This is a genomic window from Bradyrhizobium sp. B117, assembly GCF_038969555.1.
In the GTDB taxonomy this organism is placed as follows: domain Bacteria; phylum Pseudomonadota; class Alphaproteobacteria; order Rhizobiales; family Xanthobacteraceae; genus Bradyrhizobium.
The window spans coordinates 9,903,323-9,924,567 of sequence record NZ_CP152414.1 but is presented as its reverse complement, the minus strand read 5'-3'; the positions used below and the strand labels follow the sequence as shown (position 1 = coordinate 9,924,567).

20 protein-coding genes and 1 tRNA gene are annotated in these 21,245 nt (G+C 64.2%); 15 read left to right on the top strand and 6 right to left on the bottom strand.

Translation table 11 applies throughout. The annotated features are described in order from the left end of the window. Positions 1 to 42: 42 nt before the first annotated feature. Together queG and AAFG16_RS46995 are read right to left on the bottom strand one after the other, a co-directional pair. Positions 43 to 1,218, bottom strand: a complete 1,176-nt coding sequence (gene queG / locus AAFG16_RS47000; protein ID WP_342741091.1) for a tRNA epoxyqueuosine(34) reductase QueG — start codon at positions 1,216 to 1,218, stop codon at positions 43 to 45. A gap of 142 nt (positions 1,219 to 1,360) precedes the next feature. Next, positions 1,361 to 2,053, bottom strand: a complete 693-nt coding sequence (locus AAFG16_RS46995; RefSeq protein ID WP_283082925.1) for a glutathione S-transferase family protein — start codon at positions 2,051 to 2,053, stop codon at positions 1,361 to 1,363. A gap of 169 nt (positions 2,054 to 2,222) precedes the next feature. On the opposite strand from AAFG16_RS46995, the gene AAFG16_RS46990 reads away from it, so the two are divergent. From AAFG16_RS46990 to AAFG16_RS46980, 3 genes are all read left to right on the top strand, one after another. Further along, positions 2,223 to 3,029: an undecaprenyl-diphosphate phosphatase gene (locus tag AAFG16_RS46990; protein ID WP_342736179.1), complete on the top strand. Its 807-nt coding sequence runs from the start codon at positions 2,223 to 2,225 to the stop codon at positions 3,027 to 3,029. 129 nt (positions 3,030 to 3,158) lie between these two features. After that, positions 3,159 to 4,484, top strand: a complete 1,326-nt coding sequence (locus AAFG16_RS46985) for an FAD-binding oxidoreductase (RefSeq protein WP_342736177.1) — start codon at positions 3,159 to 3,161, stop codon at positions 4,482 to 4,484. Between the two features lie 3 nt (positions 4,485 to 4,487). Next, positions 4,488 to 5,228, top strand: coding sequence for an SDR family oxidoreductase (locus AAFG16_RS46980; protein WP_342736175.1), 741 nt, complete (start codon positions 4,488 to 4,490; stop codon positions 5,226 to 5,228). A gap of 142 nt (positions 5,229 to 5,370) precedes the next feature. Here the strand turns inward: AAFG16_RS46980 and AAFG16_RS46975 are convergent, their stop codons facing one another. Continuing rightward, on the bottom strand, positions 5,371 to 6,336 hold the full coding sequence (locus AAFG16_RS46975; protein ID WP_283082921.1) for a complex I NDUFA9 subunit family protein: 966 nt from the start codon (positions 6,334 to 6,336) through the stop codon (positions 5,371 to 5,373). A 149-nt stretch (positions 6,337 to 6,485) separates the two neighbouring features. On the opposite strand from AAFG16_RS46975, the gene AAFG16_RS46970 reads away from it, so the two are divergent. Next, positions 6,486 to 6,572 (top strand) — tRNA-Leu (locus tag AAFG16_RS46970). 235 nt (positions 6,573 to 6,807) lie between these two features. Here AAFG16_RS46970 and AAFG16_RS46965 read toward each other — a convergent pair. Both AAFG16_RS46965 and AAFG16_RS46960 read right to left on the bottom strand, forming a co-directional pair. After that, positions 6,808 to 7,848 carry a tetratricopeptide repeat protein gene (locus AAFG16_RS46965; protein ID WP_342736173.1) on the bottom strand — a complete coding sequence of 347 codons (1,041 nt, stop codon included), beginning with the start codon at positions 7,846 to 7,848 and terminating at the stop codon, positions 6,808 to 6,810. A 116-nt stretch (positions 7,849 to 7,964) separates the two neighbouring features. Next, positions 7,965 to 9,236, bottom strand: coding sequence for an MFS transporter (locus AAFG16_RS46960; RefSeq protein ID WP_342736171.1), 1,272 nt, complete (start codon positions 9,234 to 9,236; stop codon positions 7,965 to 7,967). A 305-nt stretch (positions 9,237 to 9,541) separates the two neighbouring features. On the opposite strand from AAFG16_RS46960, the gene AAFG16_RS46955 reads away from it, so the two are divergent. The 9 genes from AAFG16_RS46955 to AAFG16_RS46915 all read left to right on the top strand — a co-directional run bounded on the left by AAFG16_RS46955 (position 9,542) and on the right by AAFG16_RS46915 (position 18,115). Continuing rightward, positions 9,542 to 10,876 carry a UbiA family prenyltransferase gene (locus AAFG16_RS46955; protein WP_342736169.1) on the top strand — a complete coding sequence of 445 codons (1,335 nt, stop codon included), beginning with the start codon at positions 9,542 to 9,544 and terminating at the stop codon, positions 10,874 to 10,876. A 102-nt stretch (positions 10,877 to 10,978) separates the two neighbouring features. Further along, a complete protein-coding gene (locus AAFG16_RS46950) occupies positions 10,979 to 11,593 on the top strand; it encodes a ribonuclease D (protein WP_235542212.1) in 615 nt (204 codons plus the stop codon). Between the two features lie 145 nt (positions 11,594 to 11,738). After that, positions 11,739 to 12,458, top strand: a complete 720-nt coding sequence (gene lptC / locus AAFG16_RS46945; protein ID WP_342736167.1) for an LPS export ABC transporter periplasmic protein LptC — start codon at positions 11,739 to 11,741, stop codon at positions 12,456 to 12,458. 5 nt (positions 12,459 to 12,463) lie between these two features. Further along, positions 12,464 to 13,189 (top strand): LptA/OstA family protein, encoded by a 726-nt coding sequence (locus AAFG16_RS46940; protein WP_283082917.1) that lies wholly within the window; start codon positions 12,464 to 12,466, stop codon positions 13,187 to 13,189. 243 nt (positions 13,190 to 13,432) lie between these two features. Beyond that, the gene (lptB, locus tag AAFG16_RS46935; protein WP_283082916.1) at positions 13,433 to 14,446 is read left to right on the top strand and encodes an LPS export ABC transporter ATP-binding protein; all 1,014 of its coding nucleotides are present in this window, start codon (positions 13,433 to 13,435) and stop codon (positions 14,444 to 14,446) included. A gap of 90 nt (positions 14,447 to 14,536) precedes the next feature. Continuing rightward, complete coding sequence (gene rpoN / locus AAFG16_RS46930) at positions 14,537 to 16,165, top strand: RNA polymerase factor sigma-54 (protein WP_342736164.1); 1,629 nt, start codon at positions 14,537 to 14,539, stop codon at positions 16,163 to 16,165. A 170-nt stretch (positions 16,166 to 16,335) separates the two neighbouring features. Continuing rightward, positions 16,336 to 16,947, top strand: coding sequence for a ribosome-associated translation inhibitor RaiA (gene raiA / locus AAFG16_RS46925; protein WP_283082914.1), 612 nt, complete (start codon positions 16,336 to 16,338; stop codon positions 16,945 to 16,947). Positions 16,948 to 17,174: 227 nt separating this feature from the next. Continuing rightward, entirely contained in the window at positions 17,175 to 17,636 is a 462-nt protein-coding gene (gene ptsN / locus AAFG16_RS46920; RefSeq protein WP_008141251.1) for a PTS IIA-like nitrogen regulatory protein PtsN, read from the top strand. A 245-nt stretch (positions 17,637 to 17,881) separates the two neighbouring features. Further along, positions 17,882 to 18,115 (top strand): hypothetical protein, encoded by a 234-nt coding sequence (locus tag AAFG16_RS46915; protein WP_342736161.1) that lies wholly within the window; start codon positions 17,882 to 17,884, stop codon positions 18,113 to 18,115. 172 nt (positions 18,116 to 18,287) lie between these two features. Here AAFG16_RS46915 and AAFG16_RS46910 read toward each other — a convergent pair whose 3' ends face one another. Further along, positions 18,288 to 18,926 (bottom strand): TetR/AcrR family transcriptional regulator, encoded by a 639-nt coding sequence (locus AAFG16_RS46910; protein WP_283082912.1) that lies wholly within the window; start codon positions 18,924 to 18,926, stop codon positions 18,288 to 18,290. A gap of 280 nt (positions 18,927 to 19,206) precedes the next feature. Between AAFG16_RS46910 and AAFG16_RS46905 the strand changes: the two genes are divergently transcribed. Beyond that, on the top strand, positions 19,207 to 20,010 hold the full coding sequence (locus AAFG16_RS46905; protein WP_342736159.1) for an SDR family oxidoreductase: 804 nt from the start codon (positions 19,207 to 19,209) through the stop codon (positions 20,008 to 20,010). A 38-nt stretch (positions 20,011 to 20,048) separates the two neighbouring features. Then, positions 20,049 to 21,179, top strand: a complete 1,131-nt coding sequence (locus tag AAFG16_RS46900; protein WP_342736157.1) for a DUF5938 domain-containing protein — start codon at positions 20,049 to 20,051, stop codon at positions 21,177 to 21,179. Positions 21,180 to 21,245: the final 66 nt, after the last annotated feature.

Sequence of the window (21,245 nt, the reverse complement as noted above, 5' to 3'; positions counted from 1 at the left end):
CCCGCGAAGGCGGGCGATCCAGTATTCCGAGACGGCAGTGGTTCAGTCGAGAACCCGCGGCGTACTGGATGCCCCGCCTTCGCGGGGCATGACAGCGGAGAGCTGGGACGCGGCCTGCCACTCCTCACGCACGGCCTCGTCCGACTCGTGCTTGAGCCTATCCAGCTTCGTCGCCGCGAGTTCCTCGCGCGACAAAAGTTGCCCCAGCGCCCATACCGCCGCCCCGCGCACCAGCGCGCTCTCGTCCTCCAGCAACCGCCGCGCCTCTTCCGCCAGCGCCTCCTCGCCGGAGTTACCAATCGCAATCAGCACATTCCGCAAGAACCGATCGCGGCCGATGCGCTTGACCGGCGACTTCGTGAACAGCGCGCGGAACGCTGCATCATCAAGCCGTGCCAGCTCAGCAAGACCAGGCGCGCGCAATTCCTCACGCGCGGCGAGTTTTGCTTCCCGCCCCTCCTGCGCGAACTTGTTCCAGGGGCAGGCAGCGAGGCAATCGTCGCAGCCATAGATGCGGTTGCCCATCGCTTTGCGGAATTCGTGTGGGATCGGTCCCTTGTTCTCGATGGTGAGATAGGAGATGCAGCGCCGCGCATCGAGCTTGTAGGGCGCGGGAAACGCCGCGGTCGGGCAGATGTCGAGGCAGGCCCGGCACGAGCCGCAATGATCGATCTCTGCAGCATCGCGCGGCAGCTCGAGCGTGGTGTAGATCGCGCCGAGAAACAGCCACGAGCCGAACTCGCGCGAGACCAGATTGGTGTGCTTGCCCTGCCAGCCCAGTTGCGCGGCTTGCGCCAGCGGCTTCTCCATCACCGCGGCGGTGTCGACGAACACCTTCACTTCCGACGGCGCGGTTGCGACCAGCCAGCGCGCCAGCGCCTTCAGGCGTTTCTTGATCAGGTCGTGATAGTCGTCGCCCTGCGCATAGACCGAGATCGCCGCGCGCGTGCGTTGTTTCAGGATCGCCAGCGGATCGGAGTCGGGGCCGTAATTGACGCCGAGCATGACGACGCTGCGCACGTCGCTCCACAGCCCGCGCGGATCGACCCGGCGCTCCGGCTGGTTCGCGAGCCAGTCCATGTCGCCATGGCCGCCCGATGCGATGAATTCGAGGAAATGCGCTCCGGCCTTTTCGATCGTGCCAGGCTCTGTGATGCCGATGCAGTCGAAGCCGAGCGCGTGCGCTTGCTCTTCGAGCGCGGTGCGCAGCCGATCCATGTCTGGGTCGAATTTGTTCAACGACGCATCCACGACTGACGCCGTCATGGCCGGGCTTGTCCCGGCCATCCACGTCTTTGCGAATTCACAGGAATAGAAAGAACGTGGATGCCCGGGACGAGCCCGGGCATGACGCTCATCCTCAGAAATCCAGGTCCACGTAAGTCCGCGACGCCGGCACGCCGGCCAGCCATTCGCTCAGCAGCGGACGGAACGACGGGCGGGATTTCACCCGCGCGTACCACGCCTTTGCTGCGTCGTCCTCGCTCCATGGCACGTCGCCCAGATAGTCGATCGCCGAGAGATGCGCCGCGGCGGCGAGATCCGCGTAGCTGAGCCGGTCGCCGGCGAGGAAGTTACGCGTCTGCGCCAGCCAGCCGATATAGGCGAGATGATAGCGCACGTTGGCCTTGGCCGCGCGCATCACGTCGGCCGAGGGCGGACCGCCGCCATTCTCCTCGCTCATGAAGCGCTTGTAGATGCGCTCGGTGACGAGCGGGTGCGAGACCTCCTCGAAGAACTTTTCGTTGAACCAGGCCATCAGCCGCCGCACCTCGACGCGCTCGAAGGTGGTCTCCGGCATCAGGCGCTTGGGTCCCATCCCGGCGCCATAGGCCTCATCGACATATTCGGCGATGATGGCAGCGCCCGGGATCGGCGGCTGCTCGTCGTCCACCAGCACGGGCGTCGTGCCGGCCGCATTGAGCAGCAGAAATGCCTCGCGCCGTTCCCAGCTGCGCTCCTCGATCAGCTTCAGATCGAGCCCGTATTCGCCCGCGATCAGGCGGATGAAGCGCGAATGCGGACAGAACGGATGATGGAACAGCGTAAACATGAAGCCTTTGACTATTTGATGGTGCTTAAGAATCCATCAATGTTTGTGCGGCGCCACACTAGTTCCCCAAAACTGCGAAGCAAGAGTGTGACGGCGCATTTTGCGATTGCAGCATTTAGGGGAATAGGCGAGAAGAGCCCCGCTTTTCCAGCCGAAATGGACCGTAAATATGTCAGATGCAATACGGGCAGTGATCCTCGGCATCATCGAGGGTGTGACCGAGTTCCTTCCCGTGTCCTCGACCGGCCACCTGCTGCTCGCGGAGCGCTTCTTCGGCCTCGGTGAAGGCGCCTTCTGGGATTCGTTTACGGTTCTGATCCAGTTGGGTGCGATCCTCGCGATCGTCGGGCTCTACTTCAAAAAGCTCTGGGATGTCGCGATCGGCCTGTTCACGGGCGATGCCTATGCGCGCCGTTTCGTGATCGGCGTGCTGGTGGCGTTCCTGCCGGCCGTCGTCGTCGGCCTCGTCGCCGGTAAATACATCAAGAGCGTGCTGTTCAATCCCTGGGTCGTCTGCTTCACGCTGATCGTCGGCGGCGCCATCCTGCTCTGGGTCGACAAGCTCGACCTCAAGCCGCGCGAGCATGACGCCACGAAGTTTCCGCTGCTGATGTATCTCTATATCGGCATCGCGCAGTGCGTCGCCATGATCCCGGGCGTGTCGCGCTCCGGCGCCAGCATCGTCGCCGCGATGTTCCTGGGTGCCGACAAGCGCGCGGCGGCGGAGTTCTCGTTCTTCCTCGCCATTCCCACCATGATCGGCGCGTTCGCCTACGATTTCTACAAGAACCGCTCCGAGATGACGATGGACCACATGGGCATCGTCGCGATCGGTTTCGTGGTGTCGTTCGTCACCGCGATCATCGTGGTCAAGACGTTCCTGGAATACGTCACCCGCCACGGTTTCGTGGTGTTCGCCTGGTGGCGCGTCATCGTCGGCACCCTCGGCCTGATCGCGCTGGCGCTGGGCAGGTAGGCTCGTACTCCATCCGTGCTACGCCGTTAACCTTTGCAACTTCCCGATACGCCTCAACGCAATATCAGCTTTTGACCGGTAGGCAGTTTCCGGAGCAGGGCGGCGCGCGCCCGGCACAGGAGCTGAACTATGACCCTCGTCAGCGGCTGGGGACGTTTCCCGGTCGTCGATAGCGACGTGCTGCGGCCGCGCTCGTTCGCGGCGGTGGGCGAAGCCGTGGTGGCCGGTTCCGTGGCGCGGGGCAACGGCCGAGCCTATGGCGATGCCGCGATCGGCGCCGTCAGGACCATCGGGATGACCGGGTTCGACCGGATCAGGTCGTTCGATCCCGCAACCGGTCGCATCCGTCTCGAAGCCGGCGTGCAGCTCGCGGATTTGATCGACACCTTTGGCCCGCGCGGCTTCCTGCCTTTCGTCGTGCCCGGCACGCGCTTCGTCTCGGTGGGCGGTGCGATCGCCGCCGACGTGCACGGCAAGAATCACCACTGCGAGGGCGGCTTCGGCCGCTATGTCGACAGCATCCTGCTGCGCACCGGTATGGGCCAGACCATCGAGGTCTCGCGCGAGCAAAATTCCGATGCCTTCTTCGCAACCATCGGCGGCATGGGCCTCACCGGAATCATCCTCGAAGCGACGATGCGGCTGCGGCCGGTGGAAACGGGCTGGATCCGCGAGCGCGTGATCTCGGCATCCGATCTCGACGCCGCGATGCGCGCGCTGGATGCGGGCGATGCTGAAACCTACTCGGTGGCGTGGATCGATTGCGCCGCGCGCGGGCGCGATCTCGGCCGCTCGCTGATCTATCTCGGCGAGCACGCGCGCCGCGATGAGCTCGCCGAAGGCGCCGCTGCATTTCCCGTCGGCAAGAATCCCAACCTCGCCGTGCCCGTCGACCTGCCGTCGATGACGCTGAACCGCTTCAGCATCCGCGCCTTCAACGAGCTCTACTACCGCATGGGCGCGCGGCGCGCCGGCGGCAGTCATGTGGTCTCGCTCTATCCCTATTTCTTTCCGCTCGACGCGATCGCGGACTGGAATCGCATCTACGGCAAGCGCGGTTTCCTCCAACATCAATGCGTGATCCCGGAACGGAATGCCCGCGCCGTGCTCGGCCAGATCCTCGACCGCGTCGCAAGGCGCGGCGATGCCTCCTTCCTCGCGGTGCTCAAGAAGCTCGGCCAGGGCGACGGCATTCTGTCGTTCCCGCTGCCCGGCTACACGCTGGCGCTGGATTTCCCGGTGAAGGGCGACATCCTGAATTTCCTCGACGAGATCGACCGTCTCGTCGTCGCGGCCGGCGGCCGGCTCTATCTCGCAAAAGACGCGCGCCAGTCGCGCGCGACTTTCGAGGCCGGCTATCCCGCCTTGCCGCGCTTTAACGCGATCCGCAAATCGCTCGATCCGAACGGCGCCATCCGTTCCAAGCTTTCGCAACGCCTGTTCGATGAGGGTTAAGCCGTGACGTCACGCAAGACTGCATTGGTGCTCGGTGGCTCCTCCGATATCGGACGCGCCGCCGCGCGCGCCTTTGCCAAGGCCGGATACGATGTTGGACTCGCAGGCCGCGACGTGGCCGCGCTGGAGCCTGATGCCGCCGATTTGCGCGCGCGCTACAACGTCGAGGCCAATCTCCATAAGTTCGATGTGCTCGACACCGCTTCGTTCGATGGCTTTGTCGCCGCCCTTCCCGCGCTGCCCGACGTCGTCATCTCGATCGTCGGCTTGCTCGGTGTGCAGCAGAACGCCGAGAGCGATCTCGCCCACGCCACCACGATCATGCGCTCCAACTACGAAGGTCCGTCGCTGATCCTCGGCCTGTTCGCGGAGAAGTTTTTGGCACGCGGCGCTGGCACGCTCGTCGGCGTGTCCTCGGTCGCCGGCGATCGCGGCCGCGCCTCGAATTATGTCTACGGCTCGGCCAAGGCAGGCTTCTCCGCCTTCCTGTCGGGCCTGCGCGCCCGCGCCAGCCGTGGCGGCGTGCATGTCGTCACCGTCAAGCCCGGTTTCGTCCGCACCAAGATGACGGAAGGCATGAAGCTGATCGGCCCGCTCACGGTCGAGGCGCCTGTCGTCGGCGATGCGATCCTTCAGGCCGTCGAGAAGAAAACCGACGTGGTCTATGTCAGCGGCAAATGGCGTCTGGTGATGCTGATCATCAAGACGCTGCCGGAGGCGGTATTCAAGAAGCTGAAGTTTTGAGGTGCGGCGGTGGTCTCCTCCCTCGCCCCGTCCCACAAACTCGTCATGCCCGGGCTTGACCCGGGCATCCACGTCTTGCTGCACATGCGGAAGCGCGTGGATGGCTGGGTCACGCCCGGCCATGACGACGGAGAGAGACGTCTCACACGCTCATGCGCTGGAATTGCCCGGCGGCGCGGAAGCGCCAGAGATATTGCGGGGCGATCGCCTCCAGCGAATCGGGGGCGATGCCGAGCCCTTCCAGCGTGAGCCCTGCAGCCTTCGCGGCTTCCGACACGACATTGTCGCGCTCGAGCAGCGTGACCTGGTCCGGCGTCAGCTTGAACGCTCCCGGCGCGAATTGCAGGAAGTTGGACTGGAAGCGGGCGAGGCCGAACGACAGCGGGATCAGCGCCGGCTTGCGGTTGGCGATGGCCAGGATGGCCTCGATGATCTCGCGCATGGTCAGCACCTCGGGCCCGCCGAGCTCATAGGTCGCGCCCGCCTTGGCCTTGCCGTCGACCGCATCCGCGATCGCGGTGGCGACGTCGCCGACATAGACCGGCTGCATCTTCGTCTCGGCGCCGATCAGCGGCAGCACCGGCGACATCCGCGCCAGCGCCGCGAAGCGGTTGGTGAACTGGTCTTCGGGACCGAACATCACGGAGGGGCGGAAGATCGTCGCCGACGGCACCGCGGCCAGCACGGCCGCCTCGCCGGCCGCCTTGGCCTTGGCATAGCGCGAGGGCGATTCGGCGTCGGCGCCGATCGCCGAGACATGGATCAGCTGGGCGCCCGCCGCCGCGGCCGCCTTGGCGACCGTCTCGGCGCCCTTGGCCTGGACGGCGTCGAAAGTCTGAGCGCCGCTCTCCGCTAGAACGCCCACGAGATTGATCACGACATGCGAATCACGCAGCGCCGCCTCGACCGAAGCCGGGTAGCGCAGATTGGCCTGGACGACATGGACCTGCCCGACCTTGCCGGACGGCTGGAGGTACCCGGCGAGTTCCGGCCGCCGCACTGCAACACGGACCCGGTAATCGCGCCGGCACAGCGCCCGGACGACATTCCGGCCCAAAAATCCCGATCCGCCGAAAACCGTGACCAGCGTGTCCAGATTCGATGCCATGGGGTCCAATCCTGCAGGAAGAGTGCGTATTATCAGGCTTGTATCGGGCCGGTTTGCGATGCGCAATCCGCATCGCCAAAACCGGGCAAGCATGAATTGACAACGGCGTCACCGAACCGTAGTAACCGCCTCCGTGCCCCAAACGGCATGCCCAGGTGGTGGAATTGGTAGACGCGCTGGCTTCAGGTGCCAGTGGCTTAACGGCCGTGAAGGTTCGAGTCCTTTCCTGGGCACCACCCTCCCAAGTGATTGAAATCGTTCATTTGCGGAGAATTGAGCCGCCGACCGATATAGAAGGTCGGAAACGGCGCACATGGCGTTGGAATAGCTTACTTTTGCGCGCCCTTCTCCATCTGATCACGCGCGCTCTGGTGGAGCGTTGACCAATCGGACGAGGGCTTTATCGAGCCTACAAGATCCTTGCCTGCTGCAGCGGCAGATAGTGCCTTAATGCCATTTAGGCAAATCCACTCAGGCGATGTGTCGAGTGGGAACGACAACTCGCGCTCGAGGGCCGCCAGCTTTGCCGGGATTTTGCTGGCCGTATCGGATGATATCCTGCACGACAAAATCCCATGCGGCGATGCCTTGGCCAGCAGTTGCGTCGGTGCAGCGAGTGGCATCGTAGTAAGCACGTAGCCTGGCCAGCCAGAAGAACGTCATGGCGTCCTGCTTATCGAGAGCAAAAGTGCGTCGAGCCAATTCGAATATGAAAGGCGGAGACAGCGATCGTAGCTGCGACTTAAGCTGGCCAACGATCTGTTCATCGTTCAAGGGCCGTCGGTGGAGAGCCTCAAATTCTTTCGTTAAGCCGGCGGGCCCCGTTGGCACTCCCTTTGTTGCTTCCAGCTGAGGGTTTGATGCTGGAGCAACGGCATCGACATTGGACAGCTTCAAGCCTGGAAATTCCTCGTGCGCCTGCCTCAGCGCCAATAATCTCTGTTCGAGTGTCATTTCGCGAGCAAGAGCATCAACCATCGGCTTAATACGAATATTGCCGCTTGCGAAATCAATCGATGCCCATTTGAACGCTTGAACGATATCTTTCGGAACAGAATCCCCGCGGTAGTAGATTCCAATCAGAACGTTTCGAGCGTTCGAGTCTCCGTTACTTGCAGCTTGGCGATAGAGTTCGATGGCTGTTGCCGCATCTTTTGGTACGCCGCGGCCCGTCCAATACAGTGAGGCCAAGTTGGACTGCGCGATCGCAACGTACTTGCTGGACTTGGTATCCTGTACCGCCGCTGCTCGATACCATTTGGCGGCCTGCTCAGGATCGGTGATCCCCGATTTTCCATTGAGCAGGAGTTGGGCCAGCAGTACTTGCGCATAGGCGTCGCCTGAACCAGCTGCATCCTTCAGCAAAGGCATCGCTGTTGTGTAGTCGCCGGACCGTAACGCCCTTACAGCGGCATCGGTATCGGCCTGAATCGAGCCGGACGAACCTGCAAAACAGGTGAGCGCGAGCAATAAAACGGCACGGATCTGGGACGGTTTGTTCGCTTTCGGCATTGGATGAGTCTCCCTTACCCATCCGATAACGAAAACGTCTAACAACCTCATGGCAAAGTCGGCGCGTCGGGCTCTTTGCCGGGCGGATGAGCAGGCGCAGAAATCCCGCTCCGCCCTCAAACCACCCGCTTCCCCGCCCGCTCCGCCACCGCCTTCTGCACGAAATACATCGCCACCAGCGCGACGGCCGCCGACGCGCATACGACGTAGCCGATCCGGTCGAAATGGAGCAGCGAGCCGTCCGGCGCCTGCGCGATGATGGCGCCGGCGAGGACCGAGCCGAGGCCGCCGGAGAGCTGCTGGAGCGAGGCGCTGATCGCGCTGAACGAGCCGCGCTGGCTTTGATCGGGGATCGCCGTCATCAGCGCCTGCGAGGGGATCATGCGCGAGAAGATGCCGACGAACATCAGCACGTTGACGAGGATCGCGGTCGTCAGCGAGACGTGGCCGAGATGGGTGTAGATCAGCACCATGATCACCGACACCACGCTGCCGAACACGAAGGTCGGGTATTTGCCGAACCTGTCGCTGGCGCGGCCGACCAGCGGCCCGGTGACGATGCTGAACAAACCGGACACGAGATAGATCGTCGGCAGATGCGTGATGTCGATGCCGAGATTGTGCACGGTGAAGGCGCTGGAGAACGGCATCAGCATGTAGCCGCCCGTCGCCAGCAAGGTCGTGACCGCGAAGGCCAGCGTGTAGCGCGGCTCGAAGACCGTCGCGATCAGATGGTGGAACGGGTTTCTGTCCTGCTTCAGCTTCAGATGCGCGTCGACCGGCTCCATCGCGAAGATGATGACCGCGATCGCCGCGATCGATAGGCCGACGATCGCAACGAAACAGATATGCCAGTTCCAGTGATTGGCGAGAAACAGCCCTGCGGGAATGCCGAGCACCTGGCTTGCGGCAAACGCGGTCTGCACGAAGCCCATGACGCGGCCGCGCAGATGCAGCGGAAACAGATCGGTGATGATGGCGAGCACGACCGAGCCGATCACGCCGCCGAACAACCCCGTCACGATCCGGCCGAGCAGCAGCACATGGTAGTTCTGCGCGACAGCGCAGAGCAGGGTGCCGAGCGTGAAGCCGACATAGAAGAACAGCAAGAGGCGCTTGCGATCGAAGCGATCGGCAAAACCCGCAGCGAGAATGCCCGAAAGCCCGGCGCTGAACGCATAGGCCGACACCGCGATGCCGAACTGCCCGGCTGTGATGTTGAGCGCGGGCATCAGGATGGCGCCGAGCGGCGACATGATGATGAAGTCGAGGATGATCGTGAACTGCGTGAAGGCGAGCAGCGCGATCAGGAGCGACTGGTAGCGCGAAAAGCCGCGTTGCCGTTCCTGTTGATCGTCTATCGGCGCAGCTAACGTCTGTTCGGTCATGGGCACCTGGTTCGCGGATAGGCGCGGCGGGACGTCGCGCGAAACTGGCAGATAGGGTGAATGGTGAGGATTTCCACGGGGCACACGGCAAAGGCTGTGCCGGAACACGACGCTCACGCCCGGTTGTGGGATCCGTGCAACAGGCCGACACACCGACTTGACTTGACCGTCCCGCCGGGGCCGGCCGCGTTCTCCGGCCAAATTAAGCCGCCCTTAGCGAATGCCCCCTAGGCTCGCGGGCGTCCATTTCCCTGCTCCCCGGCCTGAGCGCCGGTCAGTTTTGCGGCAGTTGAGAGCGTTTTCGGATGGAGCAGCCTGCCCGGCAGTATGATTTTGGCGCACCTGAGCCGTCGGCCGCGGCGGCGCGGACGCTTGTCATCGACCTCGAAGGCGCGCTGCTGCGCTCTGAGCTGCTGATGGAGGCGCTGTTCTCCAGCCCCGGCCGCGTGCTGGCGCGCTTCGGCGCCGGCGGGCGCCCAGGTATGGCGGCGCTCACGGATGTCCTCGCGCAGGCCGACATCGACTACGCCCACCTGCCCTACGATTCCGGCGTGCTGAACCAGGCGCTGGCGGCGCGCGCGCGGGGCGAGAAGATTTATCTGGTAGCCAGCCGCCTCGCGCGTCATGCCGCGGGCATCGCCGCGCATCTCGGTTTTGATGGCGTCGTTGCACCCAGCGATCTCGCTGCGGGCAACAGGCTGCCGTTCGATCGCACGTCCATCGAGCGCGTCGAGGGTCGTGGCCAACGCAGCGTCAGCCTGAAGACTTCTAGTCTGAAGATTTGGGCCAACGCGCTGCGCGTCTATCAATACGCCAAGAACACGCTGGTGTTCGTGCCTGCGATCACCGCGCATCAGATGAATCTCGCCACGTTCGGCTATGCGCTGCTGGCATTCATGGCGTTCTCGGCCTGTGCGTCCGGCGCCTATCTGATGAACGACCTCCTGGATCTCGCCGCCGACCGGCAGCATCCGACCAAACGCCATCGCGCGCTTGCTTCGGGCGATCTGCCGATCTCCTCCGCACTGCTTGCGATCCCTGCCCTGTGGCTGTTCGCGGTTGCCGCCAGCCTCTGCATCTCGCCGCTGTTCCTCGGCGTGCTCGGCGCCTATCTCGCCACCACCATCGCCTATTCGCTCGTGCTCAAGCGCAAGATGCTGGTCGACGTCGTCACGCTCGCCGGGCTCTACAGCTTGCGCATCGTCGCCGGCGCGGTCGGTGTCGGCGTCGTGCTGTCGGAATGGCTGCTGATCTTCTCGCTGTTCGTGTTCACCTCGCTCGCTCTGATCAAGCGCTTCAGCGAGCTCAGCATGCGCGAGAGCGCGGGCCTCGCCGATCCCTCCAACCGCGACTACAGGATCACCGACCTCCATGTCATCGCCGCGATGGCGGCGGCGAGCGCGATGAACGCGGTGACGGTGTTCTCGCTCTATGTGTCGTCAACGGCGGTGACGCCGCTCTATAGCCGGCCCTGGATGCTGTGGCTGCTCAACCCGCTGCTGCTGTACTGGTTCGGCCGCGCCCTGATGATGGCGCATCGCCGCGAGATGCCTGATGATCCGATCCTCTACGCCTTCCGTGACGGCCCCAGCCGCATCACGGTCGCGGCGATGATCTGCATCATGCTGGCGGCAATCTGAGCTGTCAGGCGCTTGCGCGGCCCGCCCCCAGTGGCTACATCGCGGGCCATCCGATTAGCCTATGATGCCGACAAACCGATTCGATTGAGGTTTTGACCCGCCATGACCGTACGCTTGCACCGCGGCGACCTGCCCGACCTGTCCCGCTACACCTCGGCGGTGGCGATCGACACCGAGACCATGGGGCTCAACCCGCACCGCGACCGGCTCTGCGTGGTGCAGCTCTCGCCCGGCGACGGCAGCGCCGACGTCGTGCAGATCCCCAAGGGTCACACCGACGCGCCGAACCTGAAGGCCCTGCTGGCCAATCCCGCCATCACGAAGATCTTCCACTTCGCTCGGTTCGACGTCGCGGTGCTCTACCAGACCTTCGGCGTCATGACCGGGCCGATTTATTGCACCAAGATTGCCTCCCGCCTGACCCGCACCTATACCGACCGCCACGGCCTGAAAGACCTCGTGCGCGAGGTGCTCAACGTCGATCTCTCCAAGCAGCAGCAGTCCAGCGACTGGGGTTCCGACAGCCTGTCCGAGCCGCAGCTCGCCTATGCCGCCTCCGACGTGCTGCATCTGCATGCCCTGCGCGAGCGGCTCGATGCCATGCTGGTGCGGGAGGGCCGCACAGCGCTGGCCAAGGCCTGTTTCGACTTCCTGCCGACCCGCGCCCTGCTCGACCTCCAGGGCTGGGCCGAAGAGGACATTTTTGCGCATTCCTGAGGCCGCGCGCGGCGGCTGACCTCAGGGCCGCCGCCCCGTTTCGGACACTTTCGTAACGGCCTGTCGCCGGCTGCATATCGTGGCGGCGCCGGGTACAATGGGGCGAACCTCAACCGGACAGAGCGAGCGACACTCTGGAGCAGCAGTGAATTCGGCCCAGAATCCCACCTACGACGCCGCGCTTGCGGCGAAGTTTGCCAGCGCGGCGCGCCACAGCCGCCTGGTACGGATTCTGCGCATCGCGGTGCCGGTGACCGTGATCGTGTCCCTGGCCGCGATCGTCGCCGTCTCGACCTTCCTCAATCCGTTCCAGATCCCGATCAAGCTCGACTCCGGAAACCTCGTGGTGACGGGAACCAAGATCACGATGGAATCGCCGCATATGTCCGGCTTCACGCCGGACCAGCGGCCCTATGAGCTCTGGGCCAAGGCCGCGACGCAGGACATCACCGACCCCGATCATGTCGATCTCGCCGATCTGCGCGCCAAGGTGCTGATGGAGGACCAATCGACCCTGTTCCTCGATGCCCGCACCGGCCGCTTCGACAACAAGCAGCAGCAGCTCGATCTGCACAAGGACATCTTCCTGCGCACCTCGACCGGCTATGAGGCGCGGCTGAACTCGGCCTTCGTCGACATGGGCAAGGGCACGGTCTCCTCGGACGAGCGCGTCGACGTCAAGCTGACCAACGGCACGCTGACCGCCGATCGCTTGCGAATTATGGAAGGCGGCGACGTCATCCGCTTCGAGGGCAATGTCGTGATGCATCTGGACAAGATCAGCACGGATGATGCCGCGGCCCCCGTCGAGCAGCCGGCGCCACCGCCGGCGAAATCAAAGAGCAAGTCCGCTAATTCAAGATGATTTTCATGATCAGGTTTTTTCCGCGCAGCGAAGACAAAGGGCGCGCCATCCTCGGCGCGGCCGCGCTTGCCCTCGGCATTGCGCTGACGGCAGGTGCAGCGATCGCGCAGAGCACGATACAGGGCCAGCCCAACGCGCTGCAGGGCTTTTCGCAGAATCGCGATCAGCCGATCCAGATCGAGGCCGCCTCGCTCGAGATGCGCGACAAGAAGAAGGAGGCGACCTTCTCCGGCAATGTGAAGGTCATCCAGGGCGACACCACCATGACCTCGAAGACGCTGGTGGTGTTTTACGATTCCGGCGGCGGCGACAAGCCGGCCGCGCCGCAGCCCGCGGCGAAGGGCGCCAAGGGTGCGCCGATGCAGTCGGCAACGCCGGGCCCGGGCGGCAGCTCCTCGATCAAGCGGCTGGAGGCGCGCGGCAATGTCGTGGTCACCCAGAAGGACCAGGTGGTGACAGGCGAGACCGCCGTGTTCGACACCAAGACCAACCTCATCACCATGTTTGGCGGCGGCGCAGGCCAGGTGGTCATGACACAATGCAAGAATGTCATGCGCGGCGACCGGCTGACCGTCGACATGACCACCGGCGTGTCCCGCGTGGAATCCGACAGCGGCCGGGGCGTTCAGGTCCTGCTGCCGCAGGGCGCCGGCAGTGATTGCGGTTCAGGCGGTCCGGCTAAGCCCGGCGCGGCCCCGCCCTCGCTGTTGCCCGGCGGCGGCAAAAAGTAAATTCTGAAAGTAAATTCAGGGTCTTGGGCCGGATGCCGCCGATCCGAGGTTGAAGCTTGTGCGGTGAGACTGTATCTACGCGCAGGGCTTCGAAGCGGGATCCGCCGCTTTTCGGGCGTGTTTCACTGGGCATGAGACATCCCTTCATTCATGCTGCGTCGGCTAGTCGAAAGGCCGGCGCGGCAGATCGCGCGAACGCTGCGCAAACACCGCGCAAACACCGCGAAAGGCTGGAAGGCGGGGATGGTCGATCTATTCAGCATGTTCCGTCGGCGCCCCGCCAAACGCGGCCGGCCAGGATTTGCGCGTGACATCACCGCGCTCGGGGACAGCGTCGGGGGCCTCGTGACCAGCCCGGTGCGGGACGCCCCGCCGATCGCCCGTGACCAGCCGATGCGCGCGCCCGACCAGTTCCAGGGCGGCTATCAAGCCGATTATCCCGCCGACTACCAGGCCGAGCCGCCGCGCGCGGTTCACCCCGTCAGGAGCGCCGCGAAGCCAAACGGCGCCGGCGGGCCGCAGCTGCTGCGCCGTCCCGGCTTCCTGGCTGTGCATAGCGTGGAAAAGGCGTTCGGCAGCCGCCAGGTGGTGCGCGGCGTCAGCATCTATGTGCGCCGCGGCGAAGCCGTCGGCCTGCTCGGCCCGAACGGCGCCGGCAAGACCACCGTGTTCTACATGATCACTGGCCTGATCAAGGCCGACCGCGGTGCGATCGAGCTCGACGGCCATGACGTCACCCAGCTGCCAATGTATCAGCGCGCGCGGCTCGGCATCGGCTATCTGCCGCAGGAAGCCTCGATCTTCCGCGGCCTCACCGTCGAGCAGAACATCCGCGCCGTGCTCGAAGTGGTCGAGCCCTCGCGCAAGAAGCGCGAGCAGCAGCTCGATTCGCTGCTCGACGAATTCAACATCACGCGCCTGCGCAAATCGCCGTCGATCGCGCTATCGGGCGGTGAGCGCCGCCGCGTCGAGATCGCGCGCGCGCTGGCCACGCGTCCGAACTACATGCTGCTCGACGAGCCCTTCGCCGGCATCGATCCGATCGCGGTCGGCGACATTCAGGACCTCGTCCGCCATCTCACCAATCGCGGCATCGGCGTCTTGATCACCGACCACAATGTGCGCGAGACGCTCGGCCTCACCGATCGCGCCTATATCGTCTATGCCGGTGAAATCCTGACGGAGGGTAGCCCGGACGAGATCGTCGCCGATCCCGACGTTCGCCGCCTTTACCTTGGCGAGGAATTCCGCCTCTAGCCCTTTTTTCCTTTTCGTCAAGGCGTGTACATCGGGTCAGGACTAAGATAAGCAAGAATCGGACCAATTTTTGGGAACGGTTCTTGTTAGATGGCGCTTACGCAGAGATTAGAGTTCCGGCAATCGCAGTCGCTGGTCATGACGCCGCAGCTGATGCAGGCGATCAAGCTGCTGCAATTGTCCAATCTCGATCTCACGACCTTCGTGGAGGAGGAGCTCGAGCGTAACCCCCTGCTGGAGCGGGCCAGTGACGAGGCTCCCGGCGGCGAGGCCCCGGCCGAGGCCGGCCAGTTCAGCGACCACGATGGCGAGGATTCAGGCAGCCAGGGCGGCGATGACGGCTTTGGCGGCAGCGGCGACGCTTTCGAGCCCGGCCAGGAAGAATGGATGAGCAAGGATCTCGGCACCCGCGCCGAGATCGAGCAGACCCTGGACACGGGTCTGGACAACGTCTTCTCCGAGGAGCCGGCCGAGGGTGCCGCGCGCAACGCGCAGGACGCCGCTCCAAGCGTCTACACCGAATGGGGCGGCGGCGCCTCCGGTGACGAGGACTACAATCTCGAAGCCTTCGTCGCCGCCGAGATGACGCTGTCCGATCATCTCGCCGAGCAGCTCTCGGTCGCCTTCTCCGCGCCGGCGCAGCGCATGATCGGCCAGTACCTGATCGACCTCGTCGACGAGGCCGGCTATCTACCGCCCGATCTCGGCCAGGCCGCCGAGCGTCTTGGCGCATCGCAAAAGGACGTCGAGGACGTTCTTGCCGTGCTGCAAAAATTCGATCCGCCCGGCGTCTGCGCGCGCAATCTGAGCGAATGCCTGGCGATCCAGCTCCGCGAGCTCGACCGTTACGATCCCGCGATGCAGGCGCTCGTCGAGCATCTCGATCTGCTGGCCAAGCGCGACATCGCGAGCTTGCGCAAGCTCTGCGGCGTCGACGACGAGGACATCGCCGACATGATCGGCGAGATCCGCCGGCTCAATCCCAAGCCTGGCATGAAGTTCGGCTCGGCCCGTTTGCAGACCATGGTGCCCGACGTCTATGTCCGCCCGGGTCCCGACGGCGGCTGGCATGTCGAGCTCAACAGCGACACCTTGCCGCGCGTGCTTGTCAACCAGACCTACTATTCCGAGCTATCGAAGAAGATCGGCAAGGACGGCGACAAGTCCTATTTCACCGACGCGCTCCAGAATGCGACCTGGCTGGTGCGCGCGCTGGATCAGCGCGCCCGCACCATCCTGAAAGTTGCGACCGAGATCGTGCGCCAGCAGGACGGCTTCTTCACCCATGGCGTCGCGCATCTGCGGCCGCTGAATCTGAAGGCGGTCGCCGACGCCATCCAGATGCATGAATCCACGGTGTCGCGCGTCACCGCCAACAAGTACATGGCGACAAATCGCGGCACATTCGAATTGAAATATTTCTTCACGGCGTCGATCGCGTCGGCCGACGGCGGCGAAGCGCATTCCGCCGAAGCGGTGCGCCACCACATCAAGCAGCTGATCGATTCGGAAGAACCCTCGGCGATCCTGTCGGATGATACCATCGTGGAACGCTTGCGCGCCTCGGGCATTGATATTGCCCGCCGCACGGTCGCGAAGTACCGCGAAGCCATGCGCATTCCCTCCTCGGTGCAACGCCGCCGCGACAAGCAGAGCGCCCTTGGTAACGTCCTCTCCAACGCACTGTCCGACCGCTCCCGCAACACCGAACCGGCCTGATTGCGCTGGCGCGAAATCGCGCTACTCTCATCCCCCCATCGCGACCGATCCAAGCACGCGCATGATCCGGAAAGTGTACGGCGGTTTTCCGAAAAGATCATGCGCAGGGAACAACCCCGGCTACGATGACGCGTCACCGTAGCCGGGCGCAAACCAAGCGAGGCATCACCATGACTCTTCGGATTTCGGGCAAGAGCGTCAGCGTCGGCGAGGCCCTGCGTGGCCGCGTGACCGACCGGACTGAAGAGGTCCTGCGCAAATATTTCGACGGCAATTATTCCGGCCACATCACGCTCTCCAAGGACGGCTTCGGCTTCCGCACCGACTGCGCGCTGCATCTCGATTCGGGAGTTACGCTGGAGGCCGATTCGAACGCGCCGGACGCCTATGCCAGTGCCGACCAAGCGCTGATCATGATCGAGAAGCGGCTCAAGCGTTACAAGAGCCGCCTCAAGGACCGCTCCGCCCGCAAGGCCCATGTCGCCTCTGCGGCGCTGGCTACCCTCGACGCCACGGCTTACGTGCTGGAAGCGCCAGGCGAGGGGGAGGACGACGACGAGGTCACCGGCTACAGCCCCGTGATCATCGCCGAGGCCACCACCGCCCTGAAGCAGCTCTCGGTCAGCGAGGCCGTCATGGAACTGGACCTGACCGGGGCGCCCTGCCTGGTGTTCCAGCATGGGTCCAGCGGCCGGGTGAACATCATCTACCGGCGTGCCGACGGCAATGTCGGCTGGATCGACCCACCGGGCGGGAATGCCGGCGGCAAGGCGGGGGAATAGGGGGCCAGCCGGACCCCGTACCATCCGCAGCCCTTAACAATGACCGGGGCAAAGCCTTACGCGGGAGTTGGCACCGGGATTGCGTTGGAGTAGAAGCGCCCCACATCAGGGTCTAGGGACTGGCTAAGTCTCCCTCCTGCTTCACCTTCTTGACGCCGGCCCGGCGCGGTTATCCCCACGCTGGCCAAATCGGAACCTGACGGTTTAATTCACCTCGGAAAGCTTCCATGCCGATTACCGATCTGGTCGCACCCGAGGCGATTCTCCCGGCATTGAAGGTCAACAGCAAGAAGCAGGCGCTTCAGGAACTTGCGGCCAAGGCCGCCGAGCTGACCGGGCAGAACGAACGCTCCGTGTTCGAGGTGCTGCTCCAGCGCGAGAAGCTCGGCACCACCGCGGTCGGCTATGGCGTCGCCATTCCCCACGGCAAGCTGCCCAAGCTGGAAAAGATTTTTGGCCTGTTCGCGCGGCTCGATCGCCCGATCGATTTCGAGGCGATGGACGGCCAGCCCGTCGATCTCGTCTTCCTGCTGCTCGCTCCCGAAGGCGCCGGCGCCGATCACCTCAAGGCCCTCGCCCGCATCGCCCGCCTCTTGCGCGACCAGGACATCGCCAAGAAGCTCCGCGCCTCGCGCGATGCCCAGGCGATCTATTCGGTGCTGGCCCTGCCGCCGGCGACCGCGGCGTAAGACGTCGGTTCCAATCTCCACATCTTAAGGCTCCTTAAAGCTGAAGTATCTGCGTCGTCATGGCCGGGCTTGCCCCGGCCATCCACGGCTTGCTTCATCGAACCAGGAACGTGGATGCCCGGGACAAGCCCGGGCATGACGGTACGAAATTGTCGTTACAAATGATAACGGGCACGCTTACTCTCGTGCGTCGGTCCAGTCAGAAGTCTTCGCGACTTGGCCGCGAGCTTCCCAAGAGTCCTTCCTTGCTGACATTCCTCGTATTCGCCGGAATGATCGGGTGGCTGACCAGCATTGCGTGGCAGCTACGGCTTGCCAGCACGAAAGGAAAAATCTGGAGCCGCAACGGCTACGTAACTCGCGCCAGCAACGAGACAACTTTCGAAGGCTGCGTGCTTATCGCCTGGGTCATGCTTGCGTTCGGGTTCGCGATGCTGGTCTTCATGATCGTCGCGACGATCAAAGAGGTCGCGAACTGAAGCGCTGCGCCGCGTCCAGGACATGAGAGTTGAGCACGCCGTTACCTCACACTCCGTCATTGCGAGCGTAGCGAAGCAATCCAGAATCTTTCCGCGGAGGGATTCTGGATTGCCTCGTCGCAAGTGCTCCTCGCAATGACGATGCGGAAGCTTCGCGGGCGCTGCCCGCGCTTCAGCACACGGTCGGCAGCAGGCGCCGGACTTCGTCGAGCAGTTCGGGAGCCGCCGTCTTGTCACCCGCGAGGTGCCGGAGCAGCGCGCTCTGGAACAGGCCGTCGAACAGCGCATAGAGCGCAGCCGGTGACGACGCCGGCCGCTTGCCGCCGAGTTCGGCATAGCGCGAGGCGATGCGCCAGATCATGGCCTCCAGGCTCTTGTCGATCTCGAGCACGTCCTTGCGGAACGCCGCCTCGAACATCGCCTGCGAGCGCAAATCGTACCACAGCCGGTGCATACGGGCTTCGTTCTGCAGCGTTGCCGCGAGCTTGGCGAGGAAGCCCTCCGTCAATTCGTCGCGGCTCGTTGCCGTTGCGACGACCTCGTCATATCGCGTCACGCACTTCGCCTTGTAGTGGCGCACGCAGCAGCAGATCAGGTCGAGCTTGTCGCTGAAATAATAGTGGAACACGCCGTGCGTGAACGCCGAGTTCTGCGCGATCTCCCGCAGGCTGGTGCGGGCGAAGCCGAGCTCTCCGAGGGTTTCGAGCGCGGCCTCGGCAAGCTCGATGCGCCGCGCGTTGAACTTCTCGTCGCGCAGCACCTCGGCCGCATCGGCCACACGCCGGGCCGCCCCTGTCATCTGCCGCGCCATGTCGTCCTTTCCTCAGTCCCGTTTTTTCAAGGACTTGAACCGCGTCGACCGCGGAATAGCTCCGCCTCCTCACAACCACTTCCTTAGACACCTGTCAAATTCGATCTTGACAAGTGTCAAGATTCTGGCGGAGGCTCCCGCCAATAATTTGGACAGTCGTCAAGACGTCCGGCCATGGAGGAACGCTTCGCTGGCTGCCGCCGAAAGGCCTGCGCCCATCGAGTTGGTGCGCGCCTGGTGGCGCAGCACGAATCAATCACCAGCAACGGAGGAGTGCGTCATGGGTGGGAAGAGCCTTGCGGGCAGGAAAGCCCTGGTCACCGGCGGTGCGAGGGGAATCGGCGCGGCTATCGCGCAGGCGTTGGCGCGCGCCGGCGCCTCGATCATGATCGCCGACATTCTGGAGGAGGCCGGCCGCGCCAGCGCAGCTGCTATCGCGAAGGAAGATGTCGTGACGGGCTTCGTCCAGCTCGACGTCACCGACGACGCGCAATGGGAGCGGGCGGTGGCCAAGACTGTCGCCACCCTCGGCGGCTACGACATCCTCATCAACAATGCCGGCATTGAGATCACCTCGCTGGTCAGCGAGATCAGAGCCGAGGATGCGCGGCGGATGTGCGACGTCAACATCGTCGGCACCGTGCTCGGCATGAAGCACGCCTTCCGCGCGATGCGGCCGGGCGGCGCGGCGGGCAAGGGCGGCGCGGTCGTCAACATCGCCTCCGTCGCGGCGACGATCGCCTTCCCGAGCATCGCGGTCTATTCCGGCACGAAATCCGCGGTCGATCGCATGACACGGGTCGCTGCGATGGAGGCCGGCAAGCTCGGTTATGGCGTGCGCGTCAACTGCATCTATCCCGGCCTGATCCCGACCGACATGGGCCTGCAGCTGGCCAACGACATCGTGAAGATCGGCCTCGCGCCCGACGTCAACGCCGCGGTCGGCTCGGTGGTGGAGCAGACGCCTCTCGGCAAGCTCGCCGAGGTCGGCGACATCGCCGACGCCGCGGTGTTCCTGTGCTCGAACGAGGCGCGCTTCATCACCGGCATCGGACTGCCGGTCGATGGCGGCATGGGCATGTGAGCCAAAAAACCTGACAACGAACATTTCGGAGGAACGCAATGAGCGCGAAGAAGCCCGTCATCGTCTATGGCGCGTCCGGCTACACCGGCCGGCTGGTCTGCGAATATCTGCGCGAGTACAACATTCCCTTCATCGCCGCCGGCCGCAGCGCCGGGAAGCTCAACGCCGCGATGAAGGCGAACGTCGCCGGCATCGAGACCGCCGACTACGAGGTGGTGGAAGTGCCGCACACCGTGAGCGCACTGTCGGAGTTGTTCAACGGCGCCTCGGTGGTGCTCAACACCGTGGGCCCCTTCGCCAGGTTCGGCGGCGAGGTGGTGCAGGCGTGTTGGGCTTCCCGATGCCACTATACCGACACGACAGGCGAGCAGGACTGGCTGATCACGCTCGAGCAGGAGTGGGGCACGAAGTTCGCCAATGCCGGCCTGCTGCTCGCGCCCGGCATCGCACAGATGTACACCACCGGCGAGATCGCCGCGCAGCTGTGCCTGGAGACGCCCGGCCTCGATACGCTTGATATCGCCGTGTTCTGGGGCGGCAGCCCGACGATCGCCTCGACGCAGACCATCCTGGTCAATGCCGCGATGGCCAAGGCCTACTATCTGGAGCAGAACAAATATGTCGAGCATCAGGTGGATGCCGGCCTCTACAACCTAGCCATCCCCGGCCAGCACGAGCTGGCGCTGGCGCTGCCCTGGGGCGGCACCTCGCACCCGGTGTGGTTCAAGCGCGATCCGCGCGTGGCCAACGTCAAGGTGCTGGGCGGCGTGTTCAATCGCGCCCTGATGCTGGGCGTGCCGCAGATCGTCGCCGCCGCGCTGGAAGCGACCAAGGACATGAACCCCGACGACCGCTACGACGCGTTGGCGCAGACCGCCGCCGGCGTCATGAACACCATGCCGCCGCGCGAGAACCCGCGTGTCAACAAGTCGCTGGATTCGGTGCATGCCTCCGGCCCGTTGGGGCGCGCGCACTGCGTCATCAACGGCAACAGCAATTACAAGCAGACCGGCTTGCTGCAGGCCTATGCCGCCGCGCACTTGCTGCAGCAGCCGCCCAAGCGCGTGGGCTTCGCCTCCGGCTGCCAGGCGTTCGGCCATCACGAGCTGCTCGGGCAATTGCGCAGTTTTGGTCTGGTCAGCAAGCCTGTTCTAACCGTACACGATTAGGAGACGCGGCGGCGATCGTTCCTCACCTCTCCCAAGGGAGAGGTGGACCTTCGCCGCGGCTCGCAT